Source organism: Streptomyces sp. ITFR-16 (assembly GCF_031844705.1).
Lineage (GTDB): Bacteria > Actinomycetota > Actinomycetes > Streptomycetales > Streptomycetaceae > Streptomyces.
Genome location: NZ_CP134609.1, coordinates 5,900,197 through 5,927,086, shown reverse-complemented (window position 1 = coordinate 5,927,086; position 26,890 = coordinate 5,900,197). Strand labels below are relative to the sequence as shown.

Genomic DNA, 26,890 nt, shown 5'->3' with positions numbered 1-26,890 from the left:
ACCACTTCCGCATTTTCGTTAGGAGCAACTGAAACCATGTCGGTTTCCGTAACCCTTCCGGCGCTCGGCGAGAGCGTCACCGAGGGCACTGTCACCCGCTGGCTGAAGGCCGAGGGCGAGCGCGTCGAGGCCGACGAGCCGCTGCTCGAGGTGTCGACCGACAAGGTCGACACCGAGATCCCGGCCCCCGCCTCCGGCATCCTCGCCTCCATCAAGGTCGCCGAGGACGAGACCGTCGAGGTCGGCGCCGAGCTGGCCGTCATCGACGACGGCTCGGGCGCCCCGGCCGCCGCCGAGGCCCCGGCCGCCGAGCCCGAGGCCGCCCCGGCCCCGGCTCCGGCTCCGGCAGCCGAGGCCCCCGCCGCCCCGGCCCCCGCGGCCGAGGCTCCGGCCGGTGGTGCCTCCGGCACCGACGTCACCCTTCCGGCGCTCGGCGAGAGCGTCACCGAGGGCACCGTCACCCGCTGGCTGAAGGAGGTCGGCGAGGAGGTCGCGGAGGACGAGCCCCTGCTCGAGGTCTCCACGGACAAGGTCGACACCGAGATCCCGGCCCCGGTCTCCGGTGTGCTGCTGGAGATCGTGGTCGGCGAGGACGAGACCGCCGAGGTCGGCGCCAAGCTGGCCGTCATCGGCGCCCCGGGCGCCGCTCCGGCCGCCGCTGCTCCGGCCCCGGCCGCCGCCCCGGCACCCGCCGCGCCCGCCCCGGCACCGGCGGCTCCGGCTCCCGCGCCGGCCGCGCCCGCACCGGCACCGGCTCCGGCGGCTCCCGCCCCGGCTCCGGCGCCCGCCGCCGCTCCCGCGCCTGCCGCCCCGGCTCCGGCTCCGGCCGCTCCGGCCGCCCCGGCCGCGACCTCCGGTGACGACGGCGCGTACGTCACGCCGCTGGTCCGCAAGCTCGCCGCCGAGAACGGCGTCGACCTGGGCTCGGTCAAGGGCACCGGCGTCGGTGGCCGCATCCGCAAGCAGGACGTCGTGGCCGCCGCAGAGGCCGCCAAGGCCGCCGCTGCCGCTCCGGCTCCCGCCGCCGCCCCGGCCGCCGCCTCCAAGGCGCCGAAGCTGGAGGCCTCCCCGCTGCGCGGTCAGACGGTCAAGATGACCCGCATGCGCAAGGTCATCGGCGACAACATGATGAAGGCGCTGCACTCGCAGGCCCAGCTGACCTCGGTCGTCGAGGTCGACGTCACCAAGCTGATGAAGCTGCGCAATAAGGCGAAGAACGGCTTCGCGGCCCGTGAGGGCGTCAAGCTCTCCCCGATGCCGTTCTACGTCAAGGCCGCCGCCCAGGCGCTGAAGGCCCACCCGGTCATCAACGCCCGGATCAACGAGGACGAAGGCACGATCACGTACTTCGACTCGGAGAACATCGGCATCGCCGTGGACGCCGAGAAGGGTCTGATGACCCCGGTCATCAAGGGTGCGGGTGACCTCAACATCGCCGGTATCTCGAAGAAGACCGCCGAGCTGGCCGGCAAGGCCCGCGGTGGCGGCCTGACGCCGGACGACATGTCCGGCGCCACCTTCACCATCAGCAACACCGGCTCGCGCGGTGCGCTGTTCGACACCGTCATCGTGCCGCCGAACCAGGCAGCCATCCTGGGCATCGGCGCCACCGTCAAGCGTCCCGCGGTCATCGAGACCGAGGAGGGCACCGTGATCGGTGTCCGCGACATGACGTACCTCTCGCTCTCCTACGACCACCGTCTGGTGGACGGCGCGGACGCCGCCCGCTACCTGACCGCGGTCAAGGCGATCCTGGAGGCCGGTGAGTTCGAGGTCGAGCTCGGCCTCTGAGCACCACGGCTGTAACCAGCCTCACCAGCGGCGCCCCCGTCCGGAACACTCCCGGGCGGGGGCGCCGCCGTATTGTCTAGACACCACCGGTCGCTCCGGCCGCCGTGTCGGTGCAGGCAGCACCGGTTTGCCCCGAAGGAGCCCCTCATGACCCCGCCCGTCGTCCACTCGCTGCGCGAGCAGATCCGCGAGCACATCGTGGACGGGATCGTCAGCGGGCGCTGGAAGCCGGGCGAGCGGATCGTGGAGCGGCGGATCGCCACCGAGCTGGAGGTCAGCCAGACGCCGGTGCGCGAGGCGCTGCGGGAGCTGGAGACGCTCCGGCTGATCGAGTCGGCGCCCAACAAGGGCGTCCGGGTCCGCAACCTCACCGCCGCCGACCTGGAGGAGAGCTATCCGGTCCGGGCCGGCCTGGAGCAGATCGCCGCCGAGCTGGCGGCCCCCGGGCTCGGCGAGGACTGCTCGCTGCTGGCCCCGCACGTGGCGGCGCTGTACGAGGCGGACCGGCTGGCCGACGGCGAGGCGCAGGTGCGCCACACGGTCGGGTTCCACCGCGAGCTGGTCCGGGCGGCGGGCAACGCCGTGCTGCTGCACACCTGGGAGGGGCTGGGCATCGAGGTGTTCACCGCGCTCTCCATCCGCTGGCTCGGCACGGTGCAGAAGTCGTACGCGGAGGAGCACGAGGCGCTCATCGAGGCCTTCCTGCGCAAGGACCCGGACATCGGGACGCTGGTCAAGGCGCATGTGCTCGGGTGCGCGCCGCGCGCCTGAGAGCGGCGCCGGCAGTGATGCGCATGTGTCGGAAGGGGCGCTCGCCCGTGCAGGCGAGTGCCCTTTTTATCCCATAAATCCCGTCACTGCGTGCCCCCTTTCGAGGCACCCCATGCCACTTTCTTCAGATCGAGAAGTTTTGCCTTTCATCCTTTGATCGATCATCGATCGGCGACTTACAGTTCACTCCGCGGGCCCACCGGCCCCATCGCCCTGTCCTGCCAGTCAGGGACTTCTCCACCCCCCTCCTCACCGGAAGGCGGCGATCATGACCGACCCCGTAGCAAAGCTTCCGAGCGAGCTCGACCAGCTCCCGGACCGCGACCCGGAGGAGACCGCCGAATGGGCGGCCTCCCTCGATGCCGTCACCAAGGCCGCAGGCCCGCACCGCGCCGCGTACCTGATGCGCCGCTCGCTCCAGCACGCCGAGGGTGCCGGTCTCGCGCTGCCCAAACTGCTGGAGACCGACTACGTCAACTCCATCCCCACCGCCGCGGAGCCCGCCTTCGACGGTGACCTGGAGATGGAATCGAAGATCACCGCGTGGAACCGCTGGAACGCGGCCGCGATGGTCACCCGCGGCTCCCGCTTCGGCGTCGGCGGCCACATCGCCACCTTCGCCTCGGCGGCCTGGCTGTACGAGACCGGCTTCAACCACTTCTTCCGCGGCAAGGAGGGGGACGGCTCCGGCGACCAGCTCTACATCCAGGGCCACGCCTCCCCCGGCATCTACGCCCGCGCCTTCCTCGACGGCCGGCTCAGCGAGCAGCAGCTCGACAACTTCCGCCAGGAGGCGGGCGGCGACGGCCTGCCGTCCTACCCGCACCCGCGCCGGCTGCCCTGGCTGTGGGAGTTCCCCACCGTGTCGATGGGCCTCGGCCCGCTCTCGGCGATCTACCAGGCGCGCTTCAACCGCTACCTGGCCAACCGCAACATCAAGGACACGTCGAACTCGCACGTCTGGGCCTTCCTGGGCGACGGCGAGATGGACGAGCCCGAGTCGACCGCCGCCCTCGCCCTCGCGGCCCGTGAGCAGCTCGACAACCTGACCTTCGTCATCAACTGCAACCTGCAGCGCCTCGACGGCCCGGTCCGCGCCAACTTCCGGGTCGTCCAGGAGCTGGAGGGCGCGTTCCGCGGCGCCGGCTGGAACGTCGTCAAGACGCTCTGGGGCTCCGCCTGGGACGAGCTGTTCCAGCTCGACACCGCGGGTGCGCTGGTGCGCCGGCTCCGCGAGGTGCCGGACGCCCAGTTCCAGACGTACGCGACCCGGGACGTCGCCTACATCCGCGAGCACTTCTTCGGTGCCGAGCCCGCCCTCGCCGAGCTGGCGAAGCTGCTCACCGACGCGAAGATCGCCGAGTGCTTCCACACCTCGCGCGGCGGCCACGAGGCCCGCAAGGTGTACGCGGCCTACCGGGCGGCGCTGGAGCACAAGGGCGCCCCGACGGTGATCCTGGCCCAGACCGTGAAGGGCTACACGCTCGGCCCGGGCTTCGAGTCGCGCAACGCCAACCACCAGATGAAGAAGCTCGACGGCAAGCAGTTCCGCGCCATGCGCGACCTGCTCGACCTGCCGATCCCGGACTCGAAGCTGGACGAGGGCCTGGTGCCCTACGGCCACCCGGGCGCCGATTCCCCGGAGGTCCGCTACCTCCAGGAGCGCCGTGCCGCCCTCGGCGGCCCCGCCCCGGCCCGCCGGGTGCACCAGGTGGCGCTGCCCGCGCCCGAGGAGCGCGCGTTCGCCGCGCTGAAGAAGGGTTCCGGCAAGCAGGAGCTGGCCACCACGATGGCCTTCGTCCGCCTCGCCAAGGACCTGATGCGGGACAAGGAGACCGGCAAGCGCTGGGTCCCGATCGTCCCCGACGAGGCCCGCACCTTCGGTATGGAGGCGCTGTTCCCGTCGGCCGGCATCTACTCGCCGCTGGGCCAGACGTACGACCCGGTCGACCGCGACCAGCTGATGTACTACAAGGAAGCCAAGGACGGCCAGGTCCTCAACGAGGGCATCACCGAGGCCGGCGCCATGGCCGACTTCATCGCCGCCGCCACGTCGTACGCGACGCACGGCGAGCCGATGATCCCGTTCTACATCTTCTACTCGATGTTCGGCTGGCAGCGCACGGGCGACCAGTTCTGGCAGCTCGGCGACCAGCTCGGCCGCGGCTTCGTGGTCGGCGCCACCGCCGGCCGTACGACCCTGACCGGTGAGGGCCTCCAGCACGCGGACGGCCACTCGCACCTGATCGCGTCCACGAACCCGGCGTCGCTCAACTACGACCCGGCGTTCGCGTACGAGATCGCGGTCATCGTCCAGGACGGCCTGCGGCGGATGTACGGCCCCGACGCCGAGAACGTCTTCTACTACCTGACGGTCTACAACGAGCCGAAGCCGCAGCCCGCGATGCAGGAGGGCGTCGAGGAGGGCATCCTCAAGGGGCTGTACCGCTTCAAGGAGGGCACGCCCGCGAAGGCGGACGCGCCCCGCACCCAGCTGCTGGCCTCCGGCACGGCGATCCACTGGGCCCTGGAGGCGCAGGAGCTGCTGGCCTCGGACTGGGGTGTCACGGCCGACGTCTGGTCCGCCACCTCGTGGGGCGAGCTGCGCCGGGAGGCGCTGGAGTGCGACGAGGCGCTGCTGCGCGGTGAGCAGCGGGTGCCGTACGTGACCCAGGCGCTGGAAGGCGCTCCGGGTCCGGTCCTCGCGGTCAGCGACTGGATGCGCCAGGTGCCGGACCAGATCAGCCAGTGGGTCGAGCAGGACTGGACCTCGCTCGGCACGGACGGCTTCGGCATCTCCGACACCCGTGAGGCGGCCCGCCGCCACTTCGGCGTGGACGCGCAGTCGATCACGGTCGCGGCCCTGGCCCAGCTGGCCCGCCGCGGCGAGGTGCCCGCGTCCGCGGTCAAGGAGGCACGCGAGCGTTACGGGCTCTGACGGCCCGGAGACCCGCCATCGGGCCCGTCCGGCGGGAGGCGTTGTCCTCCTTCGCCGGACGGGCTCGGTCGTGCACCACCGGGCCCGGCCGGCGATTGAGGACATCCTTGGAGCCCGGCCGGCGGCTGAGGCCAGTGCTCGCGTGCCCGGTGCCGCGGCCACAATGGCCGCATGCGTGCTGCCCGGCTCATCAGAATGGTGCTGCTTCTTCAGGCCCGGCCCGGTCTGACCGGGGCCGAGCTGGCCCGGGAGCTGGAGGTGTCCGAGCGGACCGTCACCCGGGACGCCCAGGCCCTGTCCGAGGCGGGCATCCCGGTCTATGCGGAGCGGGGGCGGTCCGGCGGGTACCGGCTTGTCGGCGGGTACCGCACCGGGCTCACCGGCCTCGCCCGGGACGAGGCCGAGGCGCTCTTCCTCTCCGGCCTGCCCGCCGCCCTGCGCGAGATGGGCCTCCAGGACGCCGCGACGGCCGCCCGGCTGAAGGTGTCGGCCGCGCTCATGCCCTCCCTGCGGGACGCGCCCGCGGGCGCCGGGCGCCGCTTCCATCTGGACGCCCCCGGCTGGTACCGGGAACCGGCCACCCCGGAGCACCTGCCCGCCGTGGCCGAGGCCGTCCGGGGCGACCGTACGATCCTGGCCCGCTATCTGCGGGCCGGCCGGGACACCGGGGTGGAACGGGAGCTGGCCCCGTACGGCCTCGTCCTCAAGGCCGGGGTCTGGTATCTCTGCGCCCGGGCGGGTGACGACTTCCGGGTGTACCGGATCGACCGCTTCACCGCCGTGACGGTGTCGGACACCCCGTTCGTACGGGACGAGGACTTCGATCTGCCCGCCTTCTGGGACGAGCGCGCGGCTCAGTTCGCCCGCTCGATCCTGCGCACCGAGGTCACCCTGCGGCTCTCCCCGGCAGCCGTGCGGCGGCTGCCGCACGCCGTGGACCGGGCGGCGGCCGAGGAGGCGCTCGCGGCCGCCGGGCCGCCCGACGCGGACGGATGGGTCGCGGTCACCCTGCCGGTCGAGTCCCTGGAGGTCGCCCGCGGTCAGCTGCTGGCCCTGGGACCGGAGTTGGAGGTAAGGGAGCCGGCCGCGCTGCGCAGCAGGTTCGCGGAGGCCGCCGAACGCCTGTACGCGCTCTACCGGAACACCCCGTGAGGCTTCATTTCGGTGTCTCCGCGTGCATCGGCCGCCGCCAGGGCAGATGCTGGACCCGTGATGGACGAGACGGAATTCTGGGAGCTCATCGACAGCACCCGCGAGGCCGCCGACGGCGACCCCGAGGACCACGCCGACCTGCTCGTCGAACGGCTGGTGCAGCTCGATCCCGAATCCGTGCTGGACTTCGCCCGGCACTTCGAGGCCCGCTACAACCGGGCCTACCGCTGGGATCTGTGGGCCGCCGCCAGTGTGCTGCTCGGCGGCGCGAGCGACGACGCCTTCGACTACTTCCGCTGCTGGCTGATCGGCCAGGGCAGGGAGGTCTTCGAGGGCGCGGTGCACGATCCGGACGCCCTGGCGGAGCTGCTGGACGACTTCGACGAGGAGCTGGACGGCGACGCCGAGGAGCTGGGGTACGCCGCCGACGAGGCGTACGAGCAGCTCACCGGGGTGGTCGCGCCGGACCTCGGGCTGCCGCCGCAGGCCGGGGAGCCCGAGGGCACCCCGATCGGCATCGAGGACGACGCGGCGCTGGCGGCCCGGCTGCCCGCGCTGTGGGAGCGGTTCGGCGCCGGGTGACCCCCGGCCCGTGCCCGGTCACGGGGCGAGCGGCCGGCCCATCAGCACGTCGTCCACGTACCGCCCGCCCAGGAAGAACTCGTCGCGCAGCACGCCCTCGACGGTGAACCCCTCCGACGCGTAGAGCGCGCGGGCGGGGGCGTTGTGGCCGAGGACGCGCAGGGTGATCCGGTTCGCCCCGTCGGCGCGCGCCGCCCCGCAGGCGGCCCGTATCAGCGCGCGTCCGATGCCGCGCCCGCGCGCCCAGCCCGCCACGGCCAGGCCCTGTATCTGGCGGACGTGCGCGTTGCAGGCGAGCGGGGTGGGCGGGACCACCCGGATGTACCCGGCGACGACCTGCTCGCCGGCCTCGTCGGCCGCCTCGGCGACCAGGATGTCCCGGGGCAGGTGCCGGTCGTCGAAGAACGGCGCGTACGGCGGCTGGGGGCGCGGCTGCACGGAGTGCAGGGTCGACCAGGTGCTCCGGTCGAGCTCCCCGAGCACCGGGCCGTCCGCGGCGACGGCGGGGCGGACGGACGGGGCGGGAGGGGTGGAGGAATCGGCCATGGGCGCCACTGTGCCACGCCGCGTATCGCGGGGGACATGGGGCAGGATGGGTCCCATGCCGCACTCCCGTATCGCCGTCACCGGATCGACCGGACTCATCGGAGCGGCGCTGGTGCGCTCGCTGCGGACCGACGGACACGAGGTGGTACGCCTCGTCAGGCGCCCGGCGCGGGACGGCGACGAGGTGGAGTGGGACCCCAAGCGGGGCTATGTGGACGTGGCCGGGCTGGTCGGCTGCGACGCGGTCGTCCACCTCGCCGGGGCCGGGGTCGGCGACCACCGCTGGACCGACGCCTACAAGCAGGAGATCCGGGACAGCCGGGTGCTCGGCACGGCCGCGATCGCCGAGGCAGTCGCCTCGCTGGACACCCCGCCGCAGGTGCTGCTGTCCGGGTCCGCGATCGGCTTCTACGGAGACACCGGGGACCGCGCGGTCGACGAGAGCGCGCCTCCGGGCGACGGATTCCTGCCGTCGGTGTGCGTGGAGTGGGAAGAGGCCACGGCCGCCGCCGAGGAGGCCGGGGTACGGACCGTGCACGCGCGGACCGGGCTGGTCGTCGCCCGGGAGGGCGGCGCCTGGGGCCGTATGTTCCCACTGTTCCGCGCGGGGCTCGGCGGCCGGCTGGGCAACGGCCGGCAGTACTGGAGCTTCATCGCGCTGCACGACCACATCGCGGCGCTGCGGCACATTCTCGACACCCCCGCGCTGTCCGGACCGGTGAACCTGACCGGGCCCGGGCCCGTCACCAACGGCGAGGTGACGGCGGCGATGGGCCGGGTGCTGCACCGTCCGACCCTGTTCACCGCGCCGGCGCCGGCGCTGCGGATCGCGCTGGGCGAGTTCGCCGGGGATGTGCTGGGCAGTCAGCGGGTGCTGCCGGGACAGCTGCTGGACTCCGGATTCACCTTCGCCTTCCCGGGCATCGACGCCGCCATCCGCGCGGCCCTGCGCTGACGCCTTGTCGTTTCCTACGGGTGAATTCAGACGGGTGTGCGACCCCGTGCACCGGTGCTCCCGCACGCGCGCGACTGCGCGCGATCGAGCCACTCTCTAGCCTCGTGCCGAACTCGCGCATTCCGGTGGCCGGTTGAGGGCAAGAGCCTCCCACCAATTGCGCCGACTCGGGGAGGGGCACGTGCGCAGCACGGCACACCACGCGGACGTCGTCATCATCGGGGCCGGGATCGCCGGCCTCTCGGCGGCCCACCGACTGACCAGTGCGGGAGTGAGCGTCAGCGTCCTGGAGGCCGGCCCCGGCGTCGGCGGCCGGATGACGACCGACGAGGTGGACGGGTTCCGGCTCGACCGCATCGGCCCGCTGCTCAACACCGCCTGCCCGGAGCTGTGTACGACGCCCGCTCTGGACGGAATCGGCCTGCGGACCTTCGATCCGGGCGTCCTCGTCCACAGCGAGGGCCGCCGTCACCGGACCGGGGAGACGCGCGCCGTGCGGGGCTCACGCAGCGCACGGGGCGCGCTCAAGGCAGCGCGCGCCCTCGCGCACGCCCCCCGGGCTCCGCTGACCGGCTCGCTCACCGGCGCCATGGGCGGCGCGATCGACCAGGCCCGGCTGGCCGCGGCGCTGGCCCGCCTCGCCGCCACCCCCGAGGCCCGCCTCCTGGCCCGGCCCGAACGGCCCGCGCTGGACGCCCTGGCCGGGCGCGGCCTGTCCTCCCGTACGCTCAACGGCTTCGTACGGCCGCTGCTCACCGCGCTGCTCAGCGATCCGGCGCTCACCACGTCCAGCCGGTCCGCCGATCTCGCCCTGCGCACCTATGCGAGCGGCCGGCTCTGTGTGCCGTCGGGGGGTTCGGGCACCCTGCCCGAACTGCTCGCCGCCGCGCTGCCGCCCGGCACCGTCCGTACCGGCGTCCATGTCACCGCGGCCGACATCACCTCGGTGCGCACCAAGGAGCACGGCGAACTGGGCTGCCGCTCCCTGCTGCTGGCGACCGGCGCGAGCGCGGCGGCCGAACTGCTGCCGGGGCTGCGGGTGCCGTCCTTCCACCCGGTGACGGTGCTCCACCACACCGCCCCCGCTCCCCCGCCGACCGGCGCCTCGCTGCTGCTGGACGGCGACCGCACGGGCCCGGTGGCGCACACCGCGGTGATGAGCGAGGTCGATCCGGCGCGCGCCCCGCAGGGCCGGACGCTGGTCAGCTCCACGGTCCTCGGCACCCCGCCCGCCGATCTGGACCGCGCGGTCCGCGCTCATCTCGCCACGCTCTACGGCGTGCCGACCGACGACTGGGAGCTGCTGGCCGCCCACCACGACCCGGAGGCGGTGCCCGCGATGACGCCCCCGCACGATCCGCTGCGGCCGGTCCGGCTCCTCGCGGGGCTGTATGTCTGCGGCGACCACCGCGACACGGGCACGGTCCGGGGCGCGCTGTCCTCGGGCCGCCGCGCCGCCGCCGCGATCCTCACGGACCTGGGTGTACGGCCGGCGGGACAGGACGCGAGGGAGTTCCCCGAGGCCGCCTGACGCACGGGCCGCCGCTCACCCCAGGGCGGCGACCCGCTCGCGGTAGCCCCGGACGGCGGCGGCGTCCCGGAACGGTTCGAGCCGCCGCTCGAAGTCGCGTACGTACTCGGTGGCGCGCACCGAGCGCATCTCGGCGGCCTGCTGGGCGGCCTCCGCGCCCAGCCGGCAGGCCTGGTCCAGCTCGCCGAGCCCCAGCCGGGCGGAGGCGAGCACCACCCGGCAGAACAGCCGGCTGCGGGCGTACGCCGGGGCGCGCAGCTGGAGCGAGCGCTCCGCGTGCTGGGCGGCGGCCCGGTACTGCTGGAGGTCGCGGTGGCAGTGCCCGAACTCGTCGGCGAGCTGGGCCTCGTCGAACTGGCGCGCCCAGTGCGGGATCTCGTCGCCGGGGCGGGCGGCCTCCAGCGCGCGTTCCGCCCGGGCCAGCGAGGCGGCGCACGCCTTGGACTCGCCGAGCACCGCGTGGCCGCGCGCCTCCACCGCGTGCAGCAGGGCCAGCACGGCGTGGGGCGCGGCGGAGCCGATGCCCTGCTGCGCCACCCGGGCCAGCTGGACCGCCTCCCGGCCGTGCGCGAGGTAGACCGCCTGCCGGCTCATGGTGATCAGGACGTAGCTGCCGTAGGCGCGGTCCCCGGCTGCCTGGGCCAGCCGGAGCGCCTGGACGAAGTAGCGCTGGGCGAGCCCATGGGCCGCGATGTCGTACGAGGTCCAGCCGGCCAGCCGGGTCAGCTCCGCGGCGGCGGCGAACAGCCGCCGTCCGGTGGTCTCGCCGTAGATGCCGCGCAGCATCGGCTCCGTCTCGTGCTCCAGATAGCGCACGAGGGCCTGCCGGGCGTGGCCGCCGCCGTAGGCGTGGTCGAGGGTGCGGAAGAGCTCGGCGACCGAGCGCAGGGCCGCGACGTCGCCGCTGCCGACCCTCAGCCCGGAGCCCCGCTCGGTCTGGCGCTGCCGGGGGACGGCGGGGGCGGCGGGCGCGGCGCCGCCCGGTGCGCCCGTCGGCGCGGGCGCACCGGCGGGCCGGGACGGGGCGGGGCCCCGGACGCCGTGCCGGGTGCCGGGGGCGCCGCCCTGCTCGGGGACCCCGGTCAGGGCGCCGGGGTACGTGCCCCGGGGCGCGACGGCGGCCTGGGCGCCGGGCGCTCGGCCCGCCGCCCCGCCGCCCACGCCGACGGCCCGGACCGGACCGCCCGCCGTCGTCACGGGCTCGCCGCCCCGGCCCACCCACTCGTCCGCCCGGCCGATCAGCCAGTCCCGGCTGGGGACGACCAGTCCCGCCGGGGTGAAGGCGATCTTCCGCAGCTCCGCCTGGCTGCCGGAGTCCTTGCGCCACAGTCCGCTGACGATGTCGACCGCCTCGGCCGGTGTGGCGGCGAACTCCAGGCCGGCGTAGACGGGGGCGCACGCATCCAGGCCCAGGTCCTGCGCGGAGAGCCGGCGCCCGAGCCGCCGGGTGAACACCTCGGCGATCAGGGCGGGCGTGGTGCCCCGGGGCTGCTGGCCGCGCAGCCAGCGGGTCACGGAGGTCTTGTCGTACCGCAGGTCGAGGCCGTGTTCGAGGCCGAGCTGGTCCACCCGGCGGGCGAGGCCGGCGTTGGAGAATCCGGCTTCGGTGATGAGCGAGGCGAGTCGGCGGTTGGGGGTGCGCTGCGGAGGTCGTTCCGACATCAGCTGTACGGTCTCCTGCCTTCGGGGCGGGCGGGCCCCAGGGGACGCCTCCTAGGGAACGGCGCGAATTTAGCGGCACCTGGGGCGGCTTCTGCGGCCTTCGCTCCACATTCATCCGATCGTGTGAGGATTGGGGGCGGCGCTGACGGGAACCACCTGCCGGGGGCCCGCTCCGGCGGCGGTCGTACAGTGGCCGGGGCGCGATGTTGTGCAGGGCGGCGTGGTAACGGGGACACCCCCCGGATCCCGGCGCCCCGAAGAGAGAGGCTGCTGTCGTGACTGAGCTTCGGTTCGTCCATCTGGGATTCGGCGAGGAAGCCGTCGACTACCGGGAGGCCTGGCAGAAGCAGCGCGAGGTCCACGCGGCACGGTTCGAGGACACCGTCCCCGACACCTGCCTCCTGCTGGAGCACCCGCCCGTCTACACGGCCGGGCGGCGCACGGCCGACAACGAGCGCCCCCTCGACGGGACCCCGGTCATCGACGTGGACCGCGGCGGGAAGATCACCTGGCACGGTCCGGGCCAGCTCATCGGCTACCCGATCCAGAAGCTGCCGCGCCCGGTGGACGTCGTCGCGCATGTGCGGCGGCTGGAGGAGGCGCTGATCCGTACCGCCGCCGACTTCGGTGTGGAGACCAGCCGGGTCGAGGGCCGCAGCGGCGTCTGGGTCCTCGGCGACCCGGTCGAGCAGCGCCCGGCGGTCGGCGGGCTCTCGCTCGACTTCGACCCGAGGCTCCAGGACGACGAGTTCGACCCCCGGCTGAACGGCCCGGAGTACGCCCCGTCCAACGCCGGGCAGCGCCGCGAGGACCGCAAGCTGGCCGCGATCGGCATCCGGGTCGCCAAGGGCGTGACGATGCACGGCTTCTCCTTCAACGTGAACCCGGACAACACCTGGTTCGACCGGATCGTGCCGTGCGGGATCCGGGACGCGGGCGTCACCTCGCTCAGCTACGAGCTCGGCCGCGACATCACCGTCCCGCAGGTGCTCCCCGTCGCCGAGAAGCACCTGCGGGACATCCTGGAGAACGCCGAACTCGCCCCGCGCACGATCGAGCGCACCGGCGATGCCGTGGCCACGGCATGACACTCGGGAGACGGCTCCGGGAATAGGCCCTGCCGGCCACAGGTTGGCCAGACGTAAAGCCGAATGAACTACGGGCGTACCCTGGTGTTCGCCGAAGAATCCAATGCAGCGAAAGCAAAGGGGAGTGCCGGAGTGTCCGCTGTCGCACCCGACGGGCGCAAGATGCTGCGCCTCGAGGTCCGGAACAGCCAGACCCCCATCGAGCGCAAGCCCGAGTGGATCAAAACCCGGGCGAAGATGGGCCCCGAGTACAACCAGCTGCAGAAGCTCGTGAAGAGCGAGGGTCTGCACACGGTGTGCCAGGAGGCCGGCTGCCCCAACATCTTCGAGTGCTGGGAGGACCGCGAGGCCACGTTCCTCATCGGCGGCGACCAGTGCACCCGGCGCTGTGACTTCTGCCAGATCGACACGGGCAAGCCGCAGGCGCTGGACCGGGACGAGCCCCGCCGCGTCGGTGAGTCGGTCGTCACGATGGACCTGAACTACGCCACCATCACCGGCGTCGCCCGCGACGACCTGGAGGACGGCGGTGCCTGGCTGTACGCGGAGACCGTGCGCCAGATCCACGCGCTGACGGCGGAGCGGGAGGCCGGCCGCACCAAGGTCGAGCTGCTGATCCCCGACTTCAACGCGGAGCCCGAGCAACTGGCCGAGGTCTTCTCCTCGCGCCCCGAGGTGCTCGCGCACAACGTGGAGACGGTGCCGCGCATCTTCAAGCGGATCCGCCCCGGCTTCCGCTACGAGCGCTCCCTCGAGGTCATCACCAGGGCCCGCGAGGCCGGTCTGGTGACCAAGTCCAACCTGATCCTCGGCATGGGCGAGACCCGCGAGGAAGTCAGCGAGGCGCTCCAGGACCTCTACGACGCGGGCTGCGAGCTGATCACCATCACGCAGTACCTGCGGCCCTCCGTGCGCCACCACCCGGTCGAGCGCTGGGTGAAGCCGCACGAGTTCGTGGAGCTCAAGGACGAGGCGGACAGCATCGGCTACTCCGGTGTGATGTCCGGGCCGCTGGTCCGCTCCTCGTACCGCGCGGGCCGGCTGTTCCAGCAGGCGATGGAGGCGCGCGGGGCCGAGGCCACCGCGACCCCGTCCGCGTAGCGTCCGTGTGAAACCGGGCACAAGAAGCTACTGATCAGTAATGGCTGATTCGGCGCGGCCCATGCGCTCCTCGCAGGTCGGAGGCGCGGATGGGCCGCGTCGGCGTGCGCGGCGCCCGCATCAAGGTTTCATTGGTGTTTGACCGACCGGTCATGCGCTGGTAACACCGAGCAGTGACCCTGGATGCACGCAGCGCAGTGGCTCTCCGGGCCGCTGCCGCCCCTGCGCCCCGTATCCAGTCCGCGCAGCACACTCCGTTCACCGGGCGCCGCTCAGTGAGCGCATTCGTTCCGAGGGGACTTCCACGATGCAGGCCGTGCCGGTACGCGCCACCGCCATTCCGTCCGTCACCGATGCCCTCCGCGCCGTCGAGTCGCTGCTGCTGAGCAGCGGCCAGCGGACCGCCCGCCGCAACGCCTGGACGGCCGTCCTGGAGGACCGCCGCCGGGCCAAGGACCGGGTCGAGTCCGAGTACGTACTGGAGGCCGTGGCCGACCACCGTTCCTAGGCCACGTAAACTTCATTGCATGGCGAGGAAGGCAAACACCACTGAAGGCGCGGACAGCGCCGAGAACGCGGGGCGGCTCAAGCAGATCGCCCTGACCTACAAGATGACCAGGCGGACCGACTCCAAGATCGGTCTTGTCGTCGCGGGTGTGGGAATCGTCACCTTCGGTGTCCTCCTCGCGATCGGTTTCCTGATCGATCACCCGATCTACGTGGGCATCCTGGGCTTCGTGCTCGCCCTCCTCGCGATGGCGATCGTCTTCGGACGCCGTGCCGAGCGTGCGGCCTTCGGGCAGATGGAGGGGCAGCCGGGTGCCGCGGCGGCGGTGCTGGACCGGGTGGGCCGCGGCTGGACCACGACGCCCGCGGTCGCGATGAACCGCAGCCAGGACGTCGTCCACCGTGCCGTGGGCAAGGCGGGCATCGTGCTGGTCGGCGAGGGCAACCCGAACCGGGTGAAGGGCCTGCTCGCGGCCGAGAAGAAGAAGATGGCCCGCATCGTGGTCGACGTACCCGTGCACGACATCATCGTCGGCAACGGCGAGGGCCAGGTGCCGCTCAAGAAGGTGCGCACCAAGATGCTGAAGCTTCCGCGCGTGCTGACCGGCCCGCAGGTCACGGCCGCCAACGACCGGCTGCGCGCGATGGGTGACCTGATGAGCAACATGCCGCTGCCGAAGGGCCCGATGCCGAAGGGCATGCGGATGCCGCGCGGCGGAAAGATGCGCTGACCGCAGGACCGAGCAGGACGCAGGCAAAGAGGGCGGGCCGTGAACCCAGTGGGTTCACGGCCCGCCCTCTTCGTGTGTGCGTCTCAGATCCGGACCTGGACGGCGCGGGCGAGGCGGTCGTGCAGGCCGCGGCCGTCGCGGTCCCAGACCAGGGCGGGGATCGCCAGGCACAGCAGCAGGCTGCGCACCAGGACCCGTCCGGACCCCAGCCGGCCGCCCTCCTCGGCGACGACCTTGATGCCCAGGATGCGCTTGCCCGGCGTGCAGCCGATCGTGCCGACGGTGAGCACGCTCAGGACGAGGAAGATGCCGAGCGCCCAGTTGCCCGCCGCCTGCTGGTCACCGCGAGCGAACAGCCCGTATGCGATCAGCAGGCACAGGGCCCAGTCGACGAAGAGGGCGCCGAAGCGCCGGCCGAGCGGGGCGATGGAGCCCGGCCCCTGCTCGGGAAGCCCGAGCCGTTTGCCCCGGTACCCGAAGTCGGCGCCCATCTCCTCGGCCGCCGCGCGCGGCCCGGAGAGCCACGATCCGATTGCTTGCCTGTTGTCCACCCGACCACGGTACTGCGCCCGCCCGGAATGCCTCCCCGGCGGGTGCTGTCCCACTCTTCGGACACCCCCGCGAAACCGGCCCGGAACCCGCGCGGAACCAGCGCGGGAGCCGTTTTCGAACGCCCCTGGGATGCCGCCCGCACCCGGCTCGGTTAACTTCGGCGAAACAAATGGGTCATGCTTGAGAAATCCCGTCTGCCTATGGTCGGGTCCAGCGTGTGCCACCGCACTGGCCACACCACGAGCTGCAACCCCGTCCCTCCCGGGCCGGGAGTAGGAGGAGTTGGATGTTCCAGAACGCCGACGACGTGAAGAAGTACATCGCCGACGAAGACGTCAAGTTCATCGACGTCCGGTTCTGCGACCTGCCCGGTGTGATGCAGCACTTCACCATCCCGGCGGCGGTCTTCGACCCGAGCGACGAGCTTGCCTTCGACGGCTCGTCGATCCGCGGCTTCCAGGCCATCCACGAGTCCGACATGGCGCTCCGCGCGGACCTGTCGACCGCCCGTGTCGACCCGTTCCGCCGCGACAAGACCGTCAACATCAACTTCTTCATCCACGACCCGATCACCGGCGAGCAGTACAGCCGTGACCCGCGGAACGTGGCCAAGAAGGCCGAGGCCTACCTCGCCTCCACCGGCATCGCCGACACCGCGTACTTCGGCCCCGAGGCCGAGTTCTACGTCTTCGACAACGTCCGCTTCCAGACGTCGGCGAACGAGAGCTTCTACCACATCGACTCCGAGGCCGGCGCCTGGAACACCGGGTCGGAGGAGAACAACCGCGGTTACAAGGTCCGCTACAAGGGCGGCTACTTCCCGACCCCGCCGGTCGACCACTTCGCCGACCTGCGTGCCGAGATCTCCCTGGAGCTGGACAAGAACGGCCTCCAGGTCGAGCGCCAGCACCACGAGGTCGGCACCGCCGGCCAGGCGGAGATCAACTACAAGTTCAACACGCTGCTCGCCGCGGCCGACGACCTGATGCTCTTCAAGTACATCGTGAAGAACGTCGCCTGGCGCAACGGCAAGACCGCGACCTTCATGCCGAAGCCGATCTTCGGTGACAACGGCTCGGGCATGCACGTCCACCAGTCCCTGTGGTCCGGCGGCTCCCCGCTGTTCTACGACGAGCAGGGCTACGCGGGCCTCTCGGACATCGCCCGCTACTACATCGGCGGCATCCTGAAGCACGCCCCGTCGCTGCTGGCCTTCACCAACCCGACGGTGAACTCCTACCACCGCCTGGTCCCCGGCTTCGAGGCCCCGGTCAACATGGTGTACTCGCAGCGCAACCGCTCCGCCGCGATGCGTATCCCGATCACGGGCTCCAACCCGAAGGCCAAGCGCGTCGAGTTCCGCGCCCCGGACCCGTCGTCCAACCCGTACCTGGCGTTCTCGGCCCTCCTGATGGCCGGCCTGGACGGCGTCAAGAACAAGATCGAGCCGGCCGAGCCGATCGACAAGGACCTCTACGAGCTGGCTCCCGAGGAGCACGCCAACGTCCAGCAGGTCCCGACGTCCCTCCCGGCGGTCCTCGATGCCCTCGAGGCGGACAACGAGTACCTCCAGGCCGGCGGCGTCTTCACGTCCGACCTGATCGAGACGTGGATCGACTACAAGCGCACCCACGAGATCGCCCCGATCCAGCTGCGCCCGCACCCGCACGAGTTCGAGCTGTACTTCGACCTCTAGGCCGCGGACACCGCCACAAAGGCCGCCGCACCCGCCCGGGTGCGGCGGCCTTCGCCGTGAGCGGCCACTGCCGGGCCGCCCGCGTGGGGTCGACGAAGGCCAGTCGGAGGACACCAAGACCTGCATAAGGAGCTGGCCGGCCCCTGGGACGACGGCTGGATCAGCGAGAGCAGGCTGACACCGGAACTGGCCAAGGCCATCGACGCCGCCGTGAAGGCGGCAGGGCACTGACACCGGCCCTGTCGCTCCCCCTCCGGAGTTCGTGCGCCGGCTGCGAGGTCCCTACCCCGGGAACGGCGCCACCGTCTCCTCGCCGGTCAGGGTGTTGAGGCGTTCCGCCGCGTCGGTGTCGAGGTAGAAGAGCGTCATCGCCTGGCCGTTGTGGCGGACATGGAAGCGGGACCTGCCGTGTTCCAGTTCGTCCATGAGGTAGCCGACCACCATCAGGTCGGCCCAGTCGTCCCGGACCTCGATGGGCCAGGTGATCCGGCGGCCGTCGGCCGTGTACGCGAGCCATGCCTCCTCCGTGCCGAGGTCGACGTGGTCGCGCAGGTCGGTCAGGGCGTCCGGGCGGCCGGTGATGCGGCTGAGCCGGCGGGCGAGCGTCACGTACGAACCGCGGCCCCGGACGCACTCGGTGTCGAAGTGCCAGGCGCGGTCGCAGAACCACCGGTCCCACGGCTCCGCCTCGACCGCGCAGCCCAGGGTGAACAGCAGCTGGTCGAACGGCTTGCGCTCGTACGCCTCCCTGGGCCACGAGTACAGCAGCTCGTCCACGGTCCGGCCGGCCGCGAGCGGCAGTCCCAGGTCCGCGAGGGCGGCCAGTTGGTCCTCAAGGCGCATGGGCGGGATCGTATCCGGCCCGCCGGGTCAGTGGCGCAGGGCCTTGCCCACCTCGGTCTTGACGTCGCCCTCCAGCTTGCGGTTGCTGCGGGCCGTGGCGTCCTTGCTGCCCTTGGCGGGCACGTCGTCGACCGTGACCACGGAGGTGTCGAGCAGATTGCCGTTCTCGTCGCGGAAGTTGATCTGCACCGCGTAGGAGCGGGCGGCGTCGGTGCCGTTGCGGACGGTGATCTTCGCGGTGGCGCGGCCGTCCTCGTCGGTGTCAGGGGCGCCGACCGTGACGTCGCCGCTCGCGTTCACCCCGTCCTTGATGCTGTTCAGCTTGTCACCGGCCGCCGCCGTCGCCGAGGCGACCGCGTCGGTGCCCCGGGACGCCAGCGAGGAGGCCGCCGAAGCCGCCTTGGACGCCGTGCTGGACGCGCTGTCCCCGTCGTCCGAGCAGGCCGTGGCCGTCGCCGCGACGATCATCGCTACCAGCACCGCGCCCGCGCCCCGTACGCCTCGTCCCGTCATCGTGTCTCCCAGTCCCGGCCCGCACCTGTCCTGCCGAGTCAAGGGGGCCGCGGGTGCGGGCGCATGCCGTGCGGGCCGGATGGGTGAGGGAGCGGGGCTGTGGGGTCGCGGGGTCGCGCGGGGCGGTCGAGTCTGGAGGGATGAGCGAGCCGTCGACCTCCGAGGAGCCGGTCCCGCCGTCGCCCCCTCGGCGGCGGCTGTGGCCGTGGGTGCTGCTGATGATCGCCGTCCTGCTGGCCCTCGCCGCGGGCGCCGTCTCCGCCGTACTGTCCCACCGGATCTCCGCCGAGGGCTCGCGGACCGTGCACATCCGGTACGAGGTCACCGGCACCGCCGAGGACGTGACGCTCACCTACAGCACCTGGCGGGACAAGGAGCTGTCGACCGGCCGGCTGACCCTGCGGTCCCTGCCGTGGGCCGGGGAGCTGGACACCAGGGGGTTCATGAGCGGCGGTTCGTTCGTCGTCCGCCTCGGGCGGTCGGGGGGCGAGGTCGCTTGCGCGGTGACGGTGGACGACGGTACGCACCGGACCGCGCGGGCCTCCGGCGCGTTCGCCACCGCCAGGTGCGACGGGTTCTGAGACGCGGCCACGCCCCCGGGCCTCCGGGGGCGCGGCGCGGTCGGTGGTGGTGGCCGGGTCAGCGGCCGTAGCGGATGAGCGCGCGGACCATGCGGCAGGTGGTGTCGGACGGCGGGTGGATGCCGAGGCGGTCGGCGGTCGTGCGTATCCGGGCGTTGCTCGCGCTCGACGGGTGGTAGACGCCCGTGTCGAGCAGGGCGATCGTTAGGCGCATCGCCTTGAGCCGGCGGTTGTGGGAGACGTACCACTCACGGGGGTGGCCGGCGGGGAGCGGCTTCTTCCCAAGGGGCTTGTGGAGCGGCTCGGTCGTGACTGCGGCAACGGCCATGGGCAACCTCCTGGCGGGGTGGCGGAGCTCTGCGGAACCCTCACGAACTACCCCTATTCTACTGCCCCCCACTGACAATCGCCCCTGGCCAGAGGGGTTTTCGCGGGTCCATCGCGTACCTTTGGCCGCATGGAGATCTGGATCAATCCCGCCTGTTCCAAGTGCCGCAGCGCGGTGCGGCTGCTCGACGCCGAGGGCGCCGGCTACACCGTCCGGCGCTACCTGGAGGACGTGCCGTCGCCGGACGAGATCCGGACCGTGCTCGACCGGCTGGGGCTGGAACCGTGGGACATCACGCGGACGCAGGAGGCTGACGCGAAGGAGCTGGGGCTCAGGGAGTGGCCGCGCGAGGCGGCCTCGCGGGAGCGGTGGATCACCGCCCTCGCCGAGCACCCCGGGCTGATCCAGCGACCGATCATCACGGCCGGGGACGGCACCGCCGTGGTCGCCCGCACCGACGAGGCGGTCCGGGACGCGATGGGGCGCTGAGGGACGCGCTCACTCCGCCCGCGCGCCCAGGAACTTCCCTATCGCTTCGGTGAGTTCGGGGGCCGTCGCCGCGTCCAGCGGCAGGGTGTGGTGGGTGGCGGCGGGCAGGACCGCCGTCTTTGCGTGCGGCAGCAGGCGGTGCGCGGCGTCCGCCACCCGGGAGGCGTGATGCGCGCGGCTCCTGCCGGCGAGGACGATCAGGGTCGGTACGGTGAGCGCGCCCAGGGCCTCGGGTGACGGGCGGGGGCCGGTGACCGGGCGCGCCGAGGGGAAGTCCGCCGCCGCCTCGCGCAGCCGCAGCCACGCCGGGTCGAGCGGTGCGTGGTCCGTCTCCCACTCCAGGAAGGCCCGGGTCCGGGCGGCGGTCGGGCGGATCAGCATCGGCAGCGCGTGCAGCAGATAGCCGGGGCGGAAGCCCGTGAAGCAGCCGGTCGGGTCGACGAGGATCAGTCCGCTCACGCGCCCGGGTGCGTGCAGGGCGTGGTGAAGGGCGATCCAGCCGCCGTACGAATGGCCGCACAGCGCGGTGGAGTCCGCGCCCAGGCCGTCCAGCACCGCGTCGAGCCAGGCGTTCAGGTCGGCCGCGGTGCGGATCGGCCGCTCCCCCGGCGTGCTGCGTCCCGGCTCGCCCACGAGGTCGACCGCGTGGACCCGCCGGGTGCGGCCCAGGGCCGCGGCCTGGGCGTACCAGACGGTGGAGGTCGCGCCGCCGCCCGGCAGCAGGACGAGGGGCGGGGCGTCCTCGGGGCCGTAGCTGTTGACATGGGTGGTGCCGTACGGGGTGGGGACGGGGGTCGGCGTGGTGCCGGCCGGCCAGGTGGCCGCGACGACCTCGTCGTACGCGGCGAGGAAGGCCGCGTCGGCGGGCGGGGGCGGGGTGGATGTCATGGGTGCTCCCTGGACTCCGTACACCTCTATTATCTCGCTGAGCGAGATAATAGAGGAGGAGGCGGAGATGAGCGAGCAGGGTCCGGAGCTGGAGATCGTCCACTTGCTGCGCAGGGTCACGACGGAATTCGGCCTGCGCCAGGCGGAGTTCGCGGCCCGGCACGGCATGCATCCGACCGATGTACGGGCCCTGGTGTGTTTGCTCGACGCGGAGCGGAGCGGGACCGAGGCCACCCCCGGCCGGCTCGGCGCCGAACTCGGGCTCAACTCGGCGGGGACCACCTCGCTGATCGGCCGGCTGGAGCGGCTGGGCCATCTGACCCGCACCCGCGACCCCCGGGACCGGCGGCGGGTGCTGCTGACCGTGACGCCGGGCGCGGTGGAGCTGGGGTGGGCGGCGTTCGGGCCGGTGATCGGGAGCGCGGTCGCGCTGCTGCGGGAGTTCGACGCGGGTGAGGTCGCCGCCGTGCGCCGCTTTCTGGACGGATTCCTCGCGGCGGTCTCGGAGCCGGAGGGCGCGGGGCCGGGCTGAGCCGGCCCCGCCGCCCGGGGTCAGCCTCCCGCCTGCGCCTCGGCCTCCGCGAGCAGCTCGGTCAGCCGCAGGCCGAACCGTACGTCGCACGGGTGCGGCTCCCCCGTGCGCACCGATGCGATCAGCGCGTCCACCGCCGCCCCGAAGGCGCCGACCGCGCCGTCCCAGCGCGGCAGCGAGGCGATGCCCCGGCCGCCCCTGAGCTGGACCTCCACGCCTGCCGCGGCAGGCGGCGCGCCCAGGGCGAGCGTCACCGTGCTGGAGGCGCCGGAGGTGTGGCGCAGCAGGAGGTGGTGGGCGTCGGCGGGGCCACGGGACGCGGTGAGCGCGGTGACGTCGCCCAGGACCGGGATCAGGACCGAGAGCGCGTGCGGGCCGACGTCCCAGAGCCCGCCCTTCTCGTGGCGCCAGGGGGACGCGGCGTACTCGCTGTCCGCGCCGGGAGCCCACAGGGCGCCGATCCAGTCCGCGCGGGCCGTGAACCAGTCGCCCACCGCCTCCTGTTCGGCGATCCAGGCGGCGGTCTCCGGCGCGAACCGCAGCGTGCAGAACACGATCGAGGCCACCCGGGCCTGCTCGGCGGCCTCGGCCACCTCGCGGGCGCCGGCCACGGTCGTGGCGACGGGCTTGTCCATCAGCAGATGGCAGCCGGCCGAGGCGGCGCGGGCGGCCAGCGGAGCCTGGACGTCGGGCGGCAGGGCGAACGCGACGGCGTCGCTCGCGGCGAACAGCTCGTCGAGCCCGGCATCACCGGTGTAAGCGGTGACGCCGTGCGCGGCGGCCAGCTCCCCGGCGGCCTCGGCCCGCCGCCCCCACACCCCGCTGAGTACGGCGCCCGGGTGGGCGGCGAGGGCGGGTGCCTGGGTGTTGCGGGCCCAGGGGCCCGTACCGGCCAGGCCGATGCGCAGGGGGTTCGCGGAGGTCGTCATGGGTCCAGTGTGCCCGGTGCGCCCCGCCGCCCGGGCGCCCCTCCCCTCGCGTACCCGGCCGAATGCGGTGGCAGGACGCGCGGCCGTTCGGTTACGTTGACGGGGCCGGCCGCGGGACTCCGGTGCGACTTCCGGGACTTGCCTATGAAGCAAACATTTCGCTGCTCGCGCCCCCATTCCCCGGCCGGCTTCCGTGTGCGCGCACCGCCGCGCGGAACACCACGGGGGACGCATCATGACGACCGAGACGTACGCCGATCTCATCGCCGCCGAGGACGTGCTGCTGTTCGTCAACGCGGCCGTCACCGCGACGGGCCAGCGCGAGTTCCACTCCGGCGCCGGGCACCAGCAGCTCTCGCTGGACTTCCTGCACGCGTACGTACGGATCAACTACCGCCGGGTGTACGCGGCTTCGCTCGCCCTGGACATCAACGACCACAACGCCGTGCGGATCGTGCGGGGCCTGCTGGAGCACGCCGCCGACGCGTCCGCCGAGGAGAGGCGCACCGAGGGGCGGCTCATCGCCGCCCGGCTGGCGAAGCTGCCGCCGCAGCGGGTCTACCGGCTGTTCCGGGAGCTGCGGGCGGCCAAGGTCAACAACCGGCGCACCCGGGCGATCATGCGCGACTGGCTGGCGGCGCGGCCGGATCCGGCGCACGACGCGGTGAAGTACCGCGCGGGCCTGAAGACAGCCGCGCGCCACGCCCATCTGCGGCTCGACGGCGGCACCGCGCCCGACGGCGAGCTGGGCGCGTTCCTGTTCCGGCCGGGGAAGCTGCCGCGTTACGAGCACCGGCTGCTCGACGCCTGGCGCCGGGCCCACTACGAGCAGGGTGCCGTCGACGAGCTGCCCTTCACCGTCGCCGAGGGCTTCGCGGCGCGGCACGGTATGAAGCGCGAGGCGTTCGTGGCGCGGATGGTGCCCCGGATGACGCGGCTGGAGCGGCTGCGCACCCAGGGCCGGCGCACGGTGGCGGACCCGGCAGAGCTGCCCGGGGGCGTCGATCTGACCGTGATGCCGCTGACCCGGCTCGCCCTGTACGTCCTGTCGCTGGAGCGGGAGGCGCGCGGCCGTCATCGCGCGGAGCTGGTGCCGGCGCTGCGCGCCTCGGCCCGTCGCGCGGCCGGGCCGCACGCCGGGAGCTGGGGGCGGGTCGCGGCGGTCCTGGACGACAGCTACTCCTCGTCGGGCTCCGGCGAGAAGCGGCGCCGGCCGCTCGCCGTGGCGCTGGCCTGCCACTTCCTGCTGGAGGCGCTGGCGGCGCCCGGCGCGTGCGTTCCGCTGTGGACCTCGGGTGCGCGCGATCCGCTGCTGGTCGGGCCGTCGGGGCCGACCCCGCTGGGCACCCGGATCCTGGACGCGCTCGGGCACGGCCCGGAGCGGCTGGTCATCGTCTCGGACGGCTGGGACAACGCCCCGCCGGGGCTCGCGGGCGAGGTGCTGCGGGTGTGGCGGACCCGGCTGGATCCGGACCGGCGCACCGCCGTGGTGCATGTGAACCCTGTATACGACGCGGCCGGTTTCGACGTCCGGCGGCTGTCCCCTAGCGTGCCGACGGCCGGCATCCGGGATGCCGAGGACCTGCCGGCGCTGGTGGAGATCGCCCAGTTCTCCGAGGGGCGCACCGGCCCCGCCGAGCTGCACGCCTATCTGGACCGGCAGGTCGCCCGGTTCGTGGACGACGGACGGCCGGGAGGCGCGCGGTGAACAGGCTCGAACTGAACGGTCTCACCGCCCGCCCGGCCCAGGTGTGGGGCGGGATCCGGCTGGTGCCGCTGGTGCGGGAGAAGCCGGTCGAGGGACTCCGCCTGCACCGCGAGGTGTACGCGGCGGACGGTCCGGCGGTGGTCGAGGTGGGTCCGCGTGCCCACTACACCTCGTACATCCCGCACGGGTTCGTCGCCGACTGGTCGGGCGAGGGGGCGCGCTCGGCCACGTACGGTACGCAGCTGGCCGGGCCCGGCGGCGAGGGTGCCCCGCCCCGGACGATGAAGCTGCCGCGCCACCGCCACCACCGGCTGGCCAAGCGGCAGCCCGGGGACCGGCTGCGCTTCCTGCCGCTGCATCTGGCGCTGGAGGGCTATCTCGCGCTGCACTTCGGCGGTCCGTCGACCGCCTGGGAGGAGTGGTCGCGCCGGGCGCTGCGCGACGGGCTCTCGCCGCGCGGCGAGGACGCGTACATGGGGTGGTCGGTGCGCGGGCTCGGGGACGCGCTGCGCACCTTCGAGATCCACCCCGGACAGTGCGGGGTGATGGTCTACGCCGCCGACACGCTCGCCGCCGCCTTCGTGGTGCCGCATCCCGGCGACTACCGGCTGCTCCACCCGACGCTGATCGAGGACCTGTACGGGGAGCTGGTCCACCAGTACGCGATGTACGGGGCGCCGGTGCCGGAGTTCGGGGCGCGGATCGCGGACGGGCCCGGGCTGCGGACGCTCGCCGCGCTGCGGGCGGCCGCGCGGGAGCAGGAGCGGGAGTGGGCCGAGGCGCACGACACCCTGTTCGCGCGGGAGCTGCTGGACAGCTCGTACGGCTTCGAGCGGGTGTACCGGATGGGGGCGTTCACACTGTGGCGGTTCCTGCCGCCGTTCCTGCGCGACCGGGGCGGGCAGCACATCGGCGAGACGATCACCGACCACAAGGGGCAGGTCGCCTATCTGAAGACGTTCCGGCTCTCCGAGGCGCAGGTCCGGCGCGGCCATCTGCTGCACCGGCTGGACGACGCGGACTGGCGGCTGCCGCTCGCCGCGCAGGCCCTGGGCACCGGTGAGAAGGAGCTGAGGGCGCGGATCCGGGCCGCCGGATTCGAGTCGCTGCTGCGGCACCGGGAGCTGTGAAGGAGCCTTCGCAACAGGCCCGTCTTTCGCAGGAAACCTCGGTAACACGGGGTTCACACCGGAGCAACGGTCGGGAAATCGCGTCTTGCGAAGCTGCGCTGCATAGACCGCAGCACCCGCAAAGGATGGCTTCCGTGACGTTCAAGGCTGAGTACATCTGGATCGACGGCACCGAGCCGACCGCCAAGCTCCGTTCGAAGACCAAGATCATGCCCGGTACCCCGTCGTCCGACGTGGCGGAGCTGCCCATCTGGGGCTTCGACGGTTCGAGCACCAACCAGGCCGAGGGCCACGCCTCCGACCGGGTGCTGAAGCCGGTCTTCACGTGTCCGGACCCGATCCGCGGCGGCGACGACGTCCTGGTCCTGTGCGAGGTCTTCAACATCGACATGACTCCGCACGAGTCCAACACCCGGGCCGGACTCCGCCCGGTCGCCGAGCAGTTCGCCGGCCAGGAGCCGATCTTCGGCATCGAGCAGGAGTACACCTTCTTCGACGGCCACCGCCCGCTCGGCTTCCCGGAGGGCGGCTTCCCGGCCGCGCAGGGCGGCTACTACTGCGGTGTCGGCGCGGACGAGATCTTCGGCCGCCAGATCGTCGAGAAGCACCTCGACAACTGCCTGAAGGCGGGCCTGGGCATCTCGGGCATCAACGCCGAGGTCATGCCCGGCCAGTGGGAGTTCCAGGTGGGCCCGCTCTCCCCGCTGGAGGTCTCCGACCAGCTGTGGATCGCCCGCTGGCTGCTCTACCGCACCGCCGAGGACTTCAACGTCTCCGCGACCCTCGACCCGAAGCCGGTCAAGGGCGACTGGAACGGCGCGGGCGCGCACACCAACTTCTCCACCAAGGCGATGCGCGAGGGCTACGACGCGATCATCACCGCGTGCGAGTCGCTCGGCGAGGGCTCGAAGCCGATGGACCACGTCAAGAACTACGGCGCGGGCATCGACGACCGTCTGACCGGTCTGCACGAGACCGCCCCGTGGAACGAGTACAGCTACGGCGTCTCCAACCGCGGCGCCTCGGTCCGCATCCCGTGGCAGGTCGAGCAGGACCGCAAGGGCTACATCGAGGACCGCCGCCCGAACGCCAACGTCGACCCGTACGTCGTCACGCGGCTGATCGTCGACACCTGCTGCACCGCGCTGGAGAAGGCCGACCAGGTCTGATCCGGCCCCGCACACGCACAAGAGGCGCCCACCGCACTGCCGGTGGGCGCCTCCGCGCGTGCCCGAGGTGAGGAACGTAACGCAAAGGGTCCGTATCGACGGCTGAGAGAAGTCTGCTCCGGGGTCCTGTTCTCTGGTTCAATGGGGGCATGGCCAGCTACCCGCACTCCTCGACAG

At 72.7% G+C, this 26,890-nt stretch carries 26 protein-coding genes; 18 read left to right on the top strand and 8 right to left on the bottom strand.

The genetic code is table 11. From position 1 onward, the window contains the following. The first annotated feature begins 36 nt into the window (after positions 1-36). The 5 genes from sucB to RLT58_RS26205 all read left to right on the top strand — a co-directional run bounded on the left by sucB (position 37) and on the right by RLT58_RS26205 (position 7,234). Positions 37-1,791, top strand: a complete 1,755-nt coding sequence (sucB, locus tag RLT58_RS26225) for a 2-oxoglutarate dehydrogenase, E2 component, dihydrolipoamide succinyltransferase (RefSeq protein ID WP_311312823.1) — start codon at positions 37-39, stop codon at positions 1,789-1,791. 147 nt (positions 1,792-1,938) lie between these two features. Further along, positions 1,939-2,562 carry a GntR family transcriptional regulator gene (locus tag RLT58_RS26220; RefSeq protein ID WP_311312822.1) on the top strand — a complete coding sequence of 208 codons (624 nt, stop codon included), beginning with the start codon at positions 1,939-1,941 and terminating at the stop codon, positions 2,560-2,562. Between the two features lie 268 nt (positions 2,563-2,830). Beyond that, positions 2,831-5,500: a pyruvate dehydrogenase (acetyl-transferring), homodimeric type gene (gene aceE / locus RLT58_RS26215; protein ID WP_311312821.1), complete on the top strand. Its 2,670-nt coding sequence runs from the start codon at positions 2,831-2,833 to the stop codon at positions 5,498-5,500. Positions 5,501-5,671: 171 nt separating this feature from the next. Beyond that, the gene (locus RLT58_RS26210) at positions 5,672-6,652 is read left to right on the top strand and encodes a helix-turn-helix transcriptional regulator (RefSeq protein WP_311312820.1); all 981 of its coding nucleotides are present in this window, start codon (positions 5,672-5,674) and stop codon (positions 6,650-6,652) included. A gap of 60 nt (positions 6,653-6,712) precedes the next feature. Then, the gene (locus RLT58_RS26205) at positions 6,713-7,234 is read left to right on the top strand and encodes a DUF4240 domain-containing protein (protein WP_311312819.1); all 522 of its coding nucleotides are present in this window, start codon (positions 6,713-6,715) and stop codon (positions 7,232-7,234) included. An 18-nt stretch (positions 7,235-7,252) separates the two neighbouring features. Here RLT58_RS26205 and RLT58_RS26200 read toward each other — a convergent pair whose 3' ends face one another. After that, entirely contained in the window at positions 7,253-7,780 is a 528-nt protein-coding gene (locus RLT58_RS26200) for a GNAT family N-acetyltransferase (protein WP_311312818.1), read from the bottom strand. Positions 7,781-7,835: 55 nt separating this feature from the next. Between RLT58_RS26200 and RLT58_RS26195 the strand changes: the two genes are divergently transcribed. Together RLT58_RS26195 and RLT58_RS26190 are read left to right on the top strand one after the other, a co-directional pair. Continuing rightward, positions 7,836-8,735: a TIGR01777 family oxidoreductase gene (locus tag RLT58_RS26195; RefSeq protein ID WP_311312817.1), complete on the top strand. Its 900-nt coding sequence runs from the start codon at positions 7,836-7,838 to the stop codon at positions 8,733-8,735. Between the two features lie 181 nt (positions 8,736-8,916). Continuing rightward, a complete protein-coding gene (locus tag RLT58_RS26190; protein ID WP_311312816.1) occupies positions 8,917-10,266 on the top strand; it encodes an NAD(P)/FAD-dependent oxidoreductase in 1,350 nt (449 codons plus the stop codon). A 15-nt stretch (positions 10,267-10,281) separates the two neighbouring features. On the opposite strand, the gene RLT58_RS26185 is transcribed toward RLT58_RS26190, so the two are convergent. Then, entirely contained in the window at positions 10,282-11,928 is a 1,647-nt protein-coding gene (locus RLT58_RS26185; RefSeq protein ID WP_311312815.1) for an NsdA family TPR-like regulatory protein, read from the bottom strand. Positions 11,929-12,203: 275 nt separating this feature from the next. Between RLT58_RS26185 and lipB the strand changes: the two genes are divergently transcribed. From lipB to RLT58_RS26165, 4 genes are all read left to right on the top strand, one after another. Beyond that, positions 12,204-13,016 (top strand): lipoyl(octanoyl) transferase LipB, encoded by an 813-nt coding sequence (gene lipB / locus RLT58_RS26180; RefSeq protein WP_311312814.1) that lies wholly within the window; start codon positions 12,204-12,206, stop codon positions 13,014-13,016. Positions 13,017-13,148: 132 nt separating this feature from the next. Then, a complete protein-coding gene (lipA, locus tag RLT58_RS26175) occupies positions 13,149-14,117 on the top strand; it encodes a lipoyl synthase (protein ID WP_311312813.1) in 969 nt (322 codons plus the stop codon). 307 nt (positions 14,118-14,424) lie between these two features. After that, positions 14,425-14,625: an SCO2195 family GlnR-regulated protein gene (locus tag RLT58_RS26170; RefSeq protein WP_311312812.1), complete on the top strand. Its 201-nt coding sequence runs from the start codon at positions 14,425-14,427 to the stop codon at positions 14,623-14,625. A 19-nt stretch (positions 14,626-14,644) separates the two neighbouring features. Continuing rightward, positions 14,645-15,355, top strand: a complete 711-nt coding sequence (locus tag RLT58_RS26165) for a DUF4191 domain-containing protein (RefSeq protein WP_311312811.1) — start codon at positions 14,645-14,647, stop codon at positions 15,353-15,355. 83 nt (positions 15,356-15,438) lie between these two features. Here RLT58_RS26165 and RLT58_RS26160 read toward each other — a convergent pair whose 3' ends face one another. Then, on the bottom strand, positions 15,439-15,906 hold the full coding sequence (locus RLT58_RS26160; protein WP_311312810.1) for an RDD family protein: 468 nt from the start codon (positions 15,904-15,906) through the stop codon (positions 15,439-15,441). A 287-nt stretch (positions 15,907-16,193) separates the two neighbouring features. On the opposite strand from RLT58_RS26160, the gene glnA reads away from it, so the two are divergent. Beyond that, positions 16,194-17,603 (top strand): type I glutamate--ammonia ligase, encoded by a 1,410-nt coding sequence (gene glnA / locus RLT58_RS26155; RefSeq protein ID WP_311312809.1) that lies wholly within the window; start codon positions 16,194-16,196, stop codon positions 17,601-17,603. A 282-nt stretch (positions 17,604-17,885) separates the two neighbouring features. Here the strand turns inward: glnA and RLT58_RS26150 are convergent, their stop codons facing one another. Together RLT58_RS26150 and RLT58_RS26145 are read right to left on the bottom strand one after the other, a co-directional pair. Continuing rightward, positions 17,886-18,446 (bottom strand): hypothetical protein, encoded by a 561-nt coding sequence (locus RLT58_RS26150; RefSeq protein WP_311312808.1) that lies wholly within the window; start codon positions 18,444-18,446, stop codon positions 17,886-17,888. Positions 18,447-18,473: 27 nt separating this feature from the next. Continuing rightward, positions 18,474-18,959 carry an FxLYD domain-containing protein gene (locus RLT58_RS26145; RefSeq protein ID WP_311312807.1) on the bottom strand — a complete coding sequence of 162 codons (486 nt, stop codon included), beginning with the start codon at positions 18,957-18,959 and terminating at the stop codon, positions 18,474-18,476. A 140-nt stretch (positions 18,960-19,099) separates the two neighbouring features. Between RLT58_RS26145 and RLT58_RS26140 the strand changes: the two genes are divergently transcribed. Then, positions 19,100-19,540 (top strand): hypothetical protein, encoded by a 441-nt coding sequence (locus RLT58_RS26140; protein ID WP_311312806.1) that lies wholly within the window; start codon positions 19,100-19,102, stop codon positions 19,538-19,540. Between the two features lie 58 nt (positions 19,541-19,598). Here the strand turns inward: RLT58_RS26140 and RLT58_RS26135 are convergent, their stop codons facing one another. Then, positions 19,599-19,868 (bottom strand): hypothetical protein, encoded by a 270-nt coding sequence (locus RLT58_RS26135; RefSeq protein WP_311312805.1) that lies wholly within the window; start codon positions 19,866-19,868, stop codon positions 19,599-19,601. Positions 19,869-19,997: 129 nt separating this feature from the next. On the opposite strand from RLT58_RS26135, the gene RLT58_RS26130 reads away from it, so the two are divergent. After that, positions 19,998-20,357 (top strand): arsenate reductase family protein, encoded by a 360-nt coding sequence (locus tag RLT58_RS26130; RefSeq protein WP_311312804.1) that lies wholly within the window; start codon positions 19,998-20,000, stop codon positions 20,355-20,357. 9 nt (positions 20,358-20,366) lie between these two features. On the opposite strand, the gene RLT58_RS26125 is transcribed toward RLT58_RS26130, so the two are convergent. Further along, positions 20,367-21,245 carry an alpha/beta fold hydrolase gene (locus RLT58_RS26125; RefSeq protein ID WP_311312803.1) on the bottom strand — a complete coding sequence of 293 codons (879 nt, stop codon included), beginning with the start codon at positions 21,243-21,245 and terminating at the stop codon, positions 20,367-20,369. 67 nt (positions 21,246-21,312) lie between these two features. Between RLT58_RS26125 and RLT58_RS26120 the strand changes: the two genes are divergently transcribed. Then, the gene (locus RLT58_RS26120) at positions 21,313-21,777 is read left to right on the top strand and encodes a MarR family winged helix-turn-helix transcriptional regulator (RefSeq protein ID WP_311314654.1); all 465 of its coding nucleotides are present in this window, start codon (positions 21,313-21,315) and stop codon (positions 21,775-21,777) included. A 20-nt stretch (positions 21,778-21,797) separates the two neighbouring features. Here RLT58_RS26120 and RLT58_RS26115 read toward each other — a convergent pair whose 3' ends face one another. Continuing rightward, positions 21,798-22,706 carry a Gfo/Idh/MocA family protein gene (locus RLT58_RS26115; RefSeq protein WP_311312802.1) on the bottom strand — a complete coding sequence of 303 codons (909 nt, stop codon included), beginning with the start codon at positions 22,704-22,706 and terminating at the stop codon, positions 21,798-21,800. A gap of 235 nt (positions 22,707-22,941) precedes the next feature. Between RLT58_RS26115 and RLT58_RS26110 the strand changes: the two genes are divergently transcribed. The 3 genes from RLT58_RS26110 to glnII all read left to right on the top strand — a co-directional run bounded on the left by RLT58_RS26110 (position 22,942) and on the right by glnII (position 26,713). Continuing rightward, a complete protein-coding gene (locus RLT58_RS26110; RefSeq protein WP_311312801.1) occupies positions 22,942-24,414 on the top strand; it encodes a hypothetical protein in 1,473 nt (490 codons plus the stop codon). Beyond that, positions 24,411-25,544: an ARPP-2 domain-containing protein gene (locus RLT58_RS26105; protein WP_311312800.1), complete on the top strand. Its 1,134-nt coding sequence runs from the start codon at positions 24,411-24,413 to the stop codon at positions 25,542-25,544. The genes RLT58_RS26110 and RLT58_RS26105 overlap by 4 nt, the downstream gene beginning before the upstream one ends. Positions 25,545-25,678: 134 nt before the next feature. After that, positions 25,679-26,713, top strand: coding sequence for a glutamine synthetase (glnII, locus tag RLT58_RS26100; RefSeq protein WP_311312799.1), 1,035 nt, complete (start codon positions 25,679-25,681; stop codon positions 26,711-26,713). Positions 26,714-26,890: the final 177 nt, after the last annotated feature.

What these genes read in the sequence shown, in the direction of transcription:
- RLT58_RS26125 (WP_311312803.1), bottom strand. Translation starts at nt 21,245, where the DNA reads ATGACATCCACCCCGCCCCCGCCCGCCGACGCGGCCTTCCTCGCCGCG.
- RLT58_RS26195 (WP_311312817.1), top strand. Translation starts at nt 7,836, where the DNA reads ATGCCGCACTCCCGTATCGCCGTCACCGGATCGACCGGACTCATCGGA.
- RLT58_RS26220 (WP_311312822.1), top strand. Translation starts at nt 1,939, where the DNA reads ATGACCCCGCCCGTCGTCCACTCGCTGCGCGAGCAGATCCGCGAGCAC.
- RLT58_RS26200 (WP_311312818.1), bottom strand. Translation starts at nt 7,780, where the DNA reads ATGGCCGATTCCTCCACCCCTCCCGCCCCGTCCGTCCGCCCCGCCGTC.
- RLT58_RS26185 (WP_311312815.1), bottom strand. Translation starts at nt 11,928, where the DNA reads ATGTCGGAACGACCTCCGCAGCGCACCCCCAACCGCCGACTCGCCTCG.
- RLT58_RS26205 (WP_311312819.1), top strand. Translation starts at nt 6,713, where the DNA reads ATGGACGAGACGGAATTCTGGGAGCTCATCGACAGCACCCGCGAGGCC.
- RLT58_RS26110 (WP_311312801.1), top strand. Translation starts at nt 22,942, where the DNA reads ATGACGACCGAGACGTACGCCGATCTCATCGCCGCCGAGGACGTGCTG.
- RLT58_RS26120 (WP_311314654.1), top strand. Translation starts at nt 21,313, where the DNA reads ATGAGCGAGCAGGGTCCGGAGCTGGAGATCGTCCACTTGCTGCGCAGG.
- sucB (WP_311312823.1), top strand. Translation starts at nt 37, where the DNA reads ATGTCGGTTTCCGTAACCCTTCCGGCGCTCGGCGAGAGCGTCACCGAG.
- RLT58_RS26165 (WP_311312811.1), top strand. Translation starts at nt 14,645, where the DNA reads ATGGCGAGGAAGGCAAACACCACTGAAGGCGCGGACAGCGCCGAGAAC.
- RLT58_RS26140 (WP_311312806.1), top strand. Translation starts at nt 19,100, where the DNA reads ATGAGCGAGCCGTCGACCTCCGAGGAGCCGGTCCCGCCGTCGCCCCCT.
- RLT58_RS26115 (WP_311312802.1), bottom strand. Translation starts at nt 22,706, where the DNA reads ATGACGACCTCCGCGAACCCCCTGCGCATCGGCCTGGCCGGTACGGGC.
- RLT58_RS26135 (WP_311312805.1), bottom strand. Translation starts at nt 19,868, where the DNA reads ATGGCCGTTGCCGCAGTCACGACCGAGCCGCTCCACAAGCCCCTTGGG.
- RLT58_RS26170 (WP_311312812.1), top strand. Translation starts at nt 14,425, where the DNA reads ATGCAGGCCGTGCCGGTACGCGCCACCGCCATTCCGTCCGTCACCGAT.
- RLT58_RS26210 (WP_311312820.1), top strand. Translation starts at nt 5,672, where the DNA reads ATGCGTGCTGCCCGGCTCATCAGAATGGTGCTGCTTCTTCAGGCCCGG.
- aceE (WP_311312821.1), top strand. Translation starts at nt 2,831, where the DNA reads ATGACCGACCCCGTAGCAAAGCTTCCGAGCGAGCTCGACCAGCTCCCG.
- RLT58_RS26150 (WP_311312808.1), bottom strand. Translation starts at nt 18,446, where the DNA reads ATGCGCCTTGAGGACCAACTGGCCGCCCTCGCGGACCTGGGACTGCCG.
- RLT58_RS26145 (WP_311312807.1), bottom strand. Translation starts at nt 18,959, where the DNA reads ATGACGGGACGAGGCGTACGGGGCGCGGGCGCGGTGCTGGTAGCGATG.
- glnA (WP_311312809.1), top strand. Translation starts at nt 16,194, where the DNA reads ATGTTCCAGAACGCCGACGACGTGAAGAAGTACATCGCCGACGAAGAC.
- RLT58_RS26130 (WP_311312804.1), top strand. Translation starts at nt 19,998, where the DNA reads ATGGAGATCTGGATCAATCCCGCCTGTTCCAAGTGCCGCAGCGCGGTG.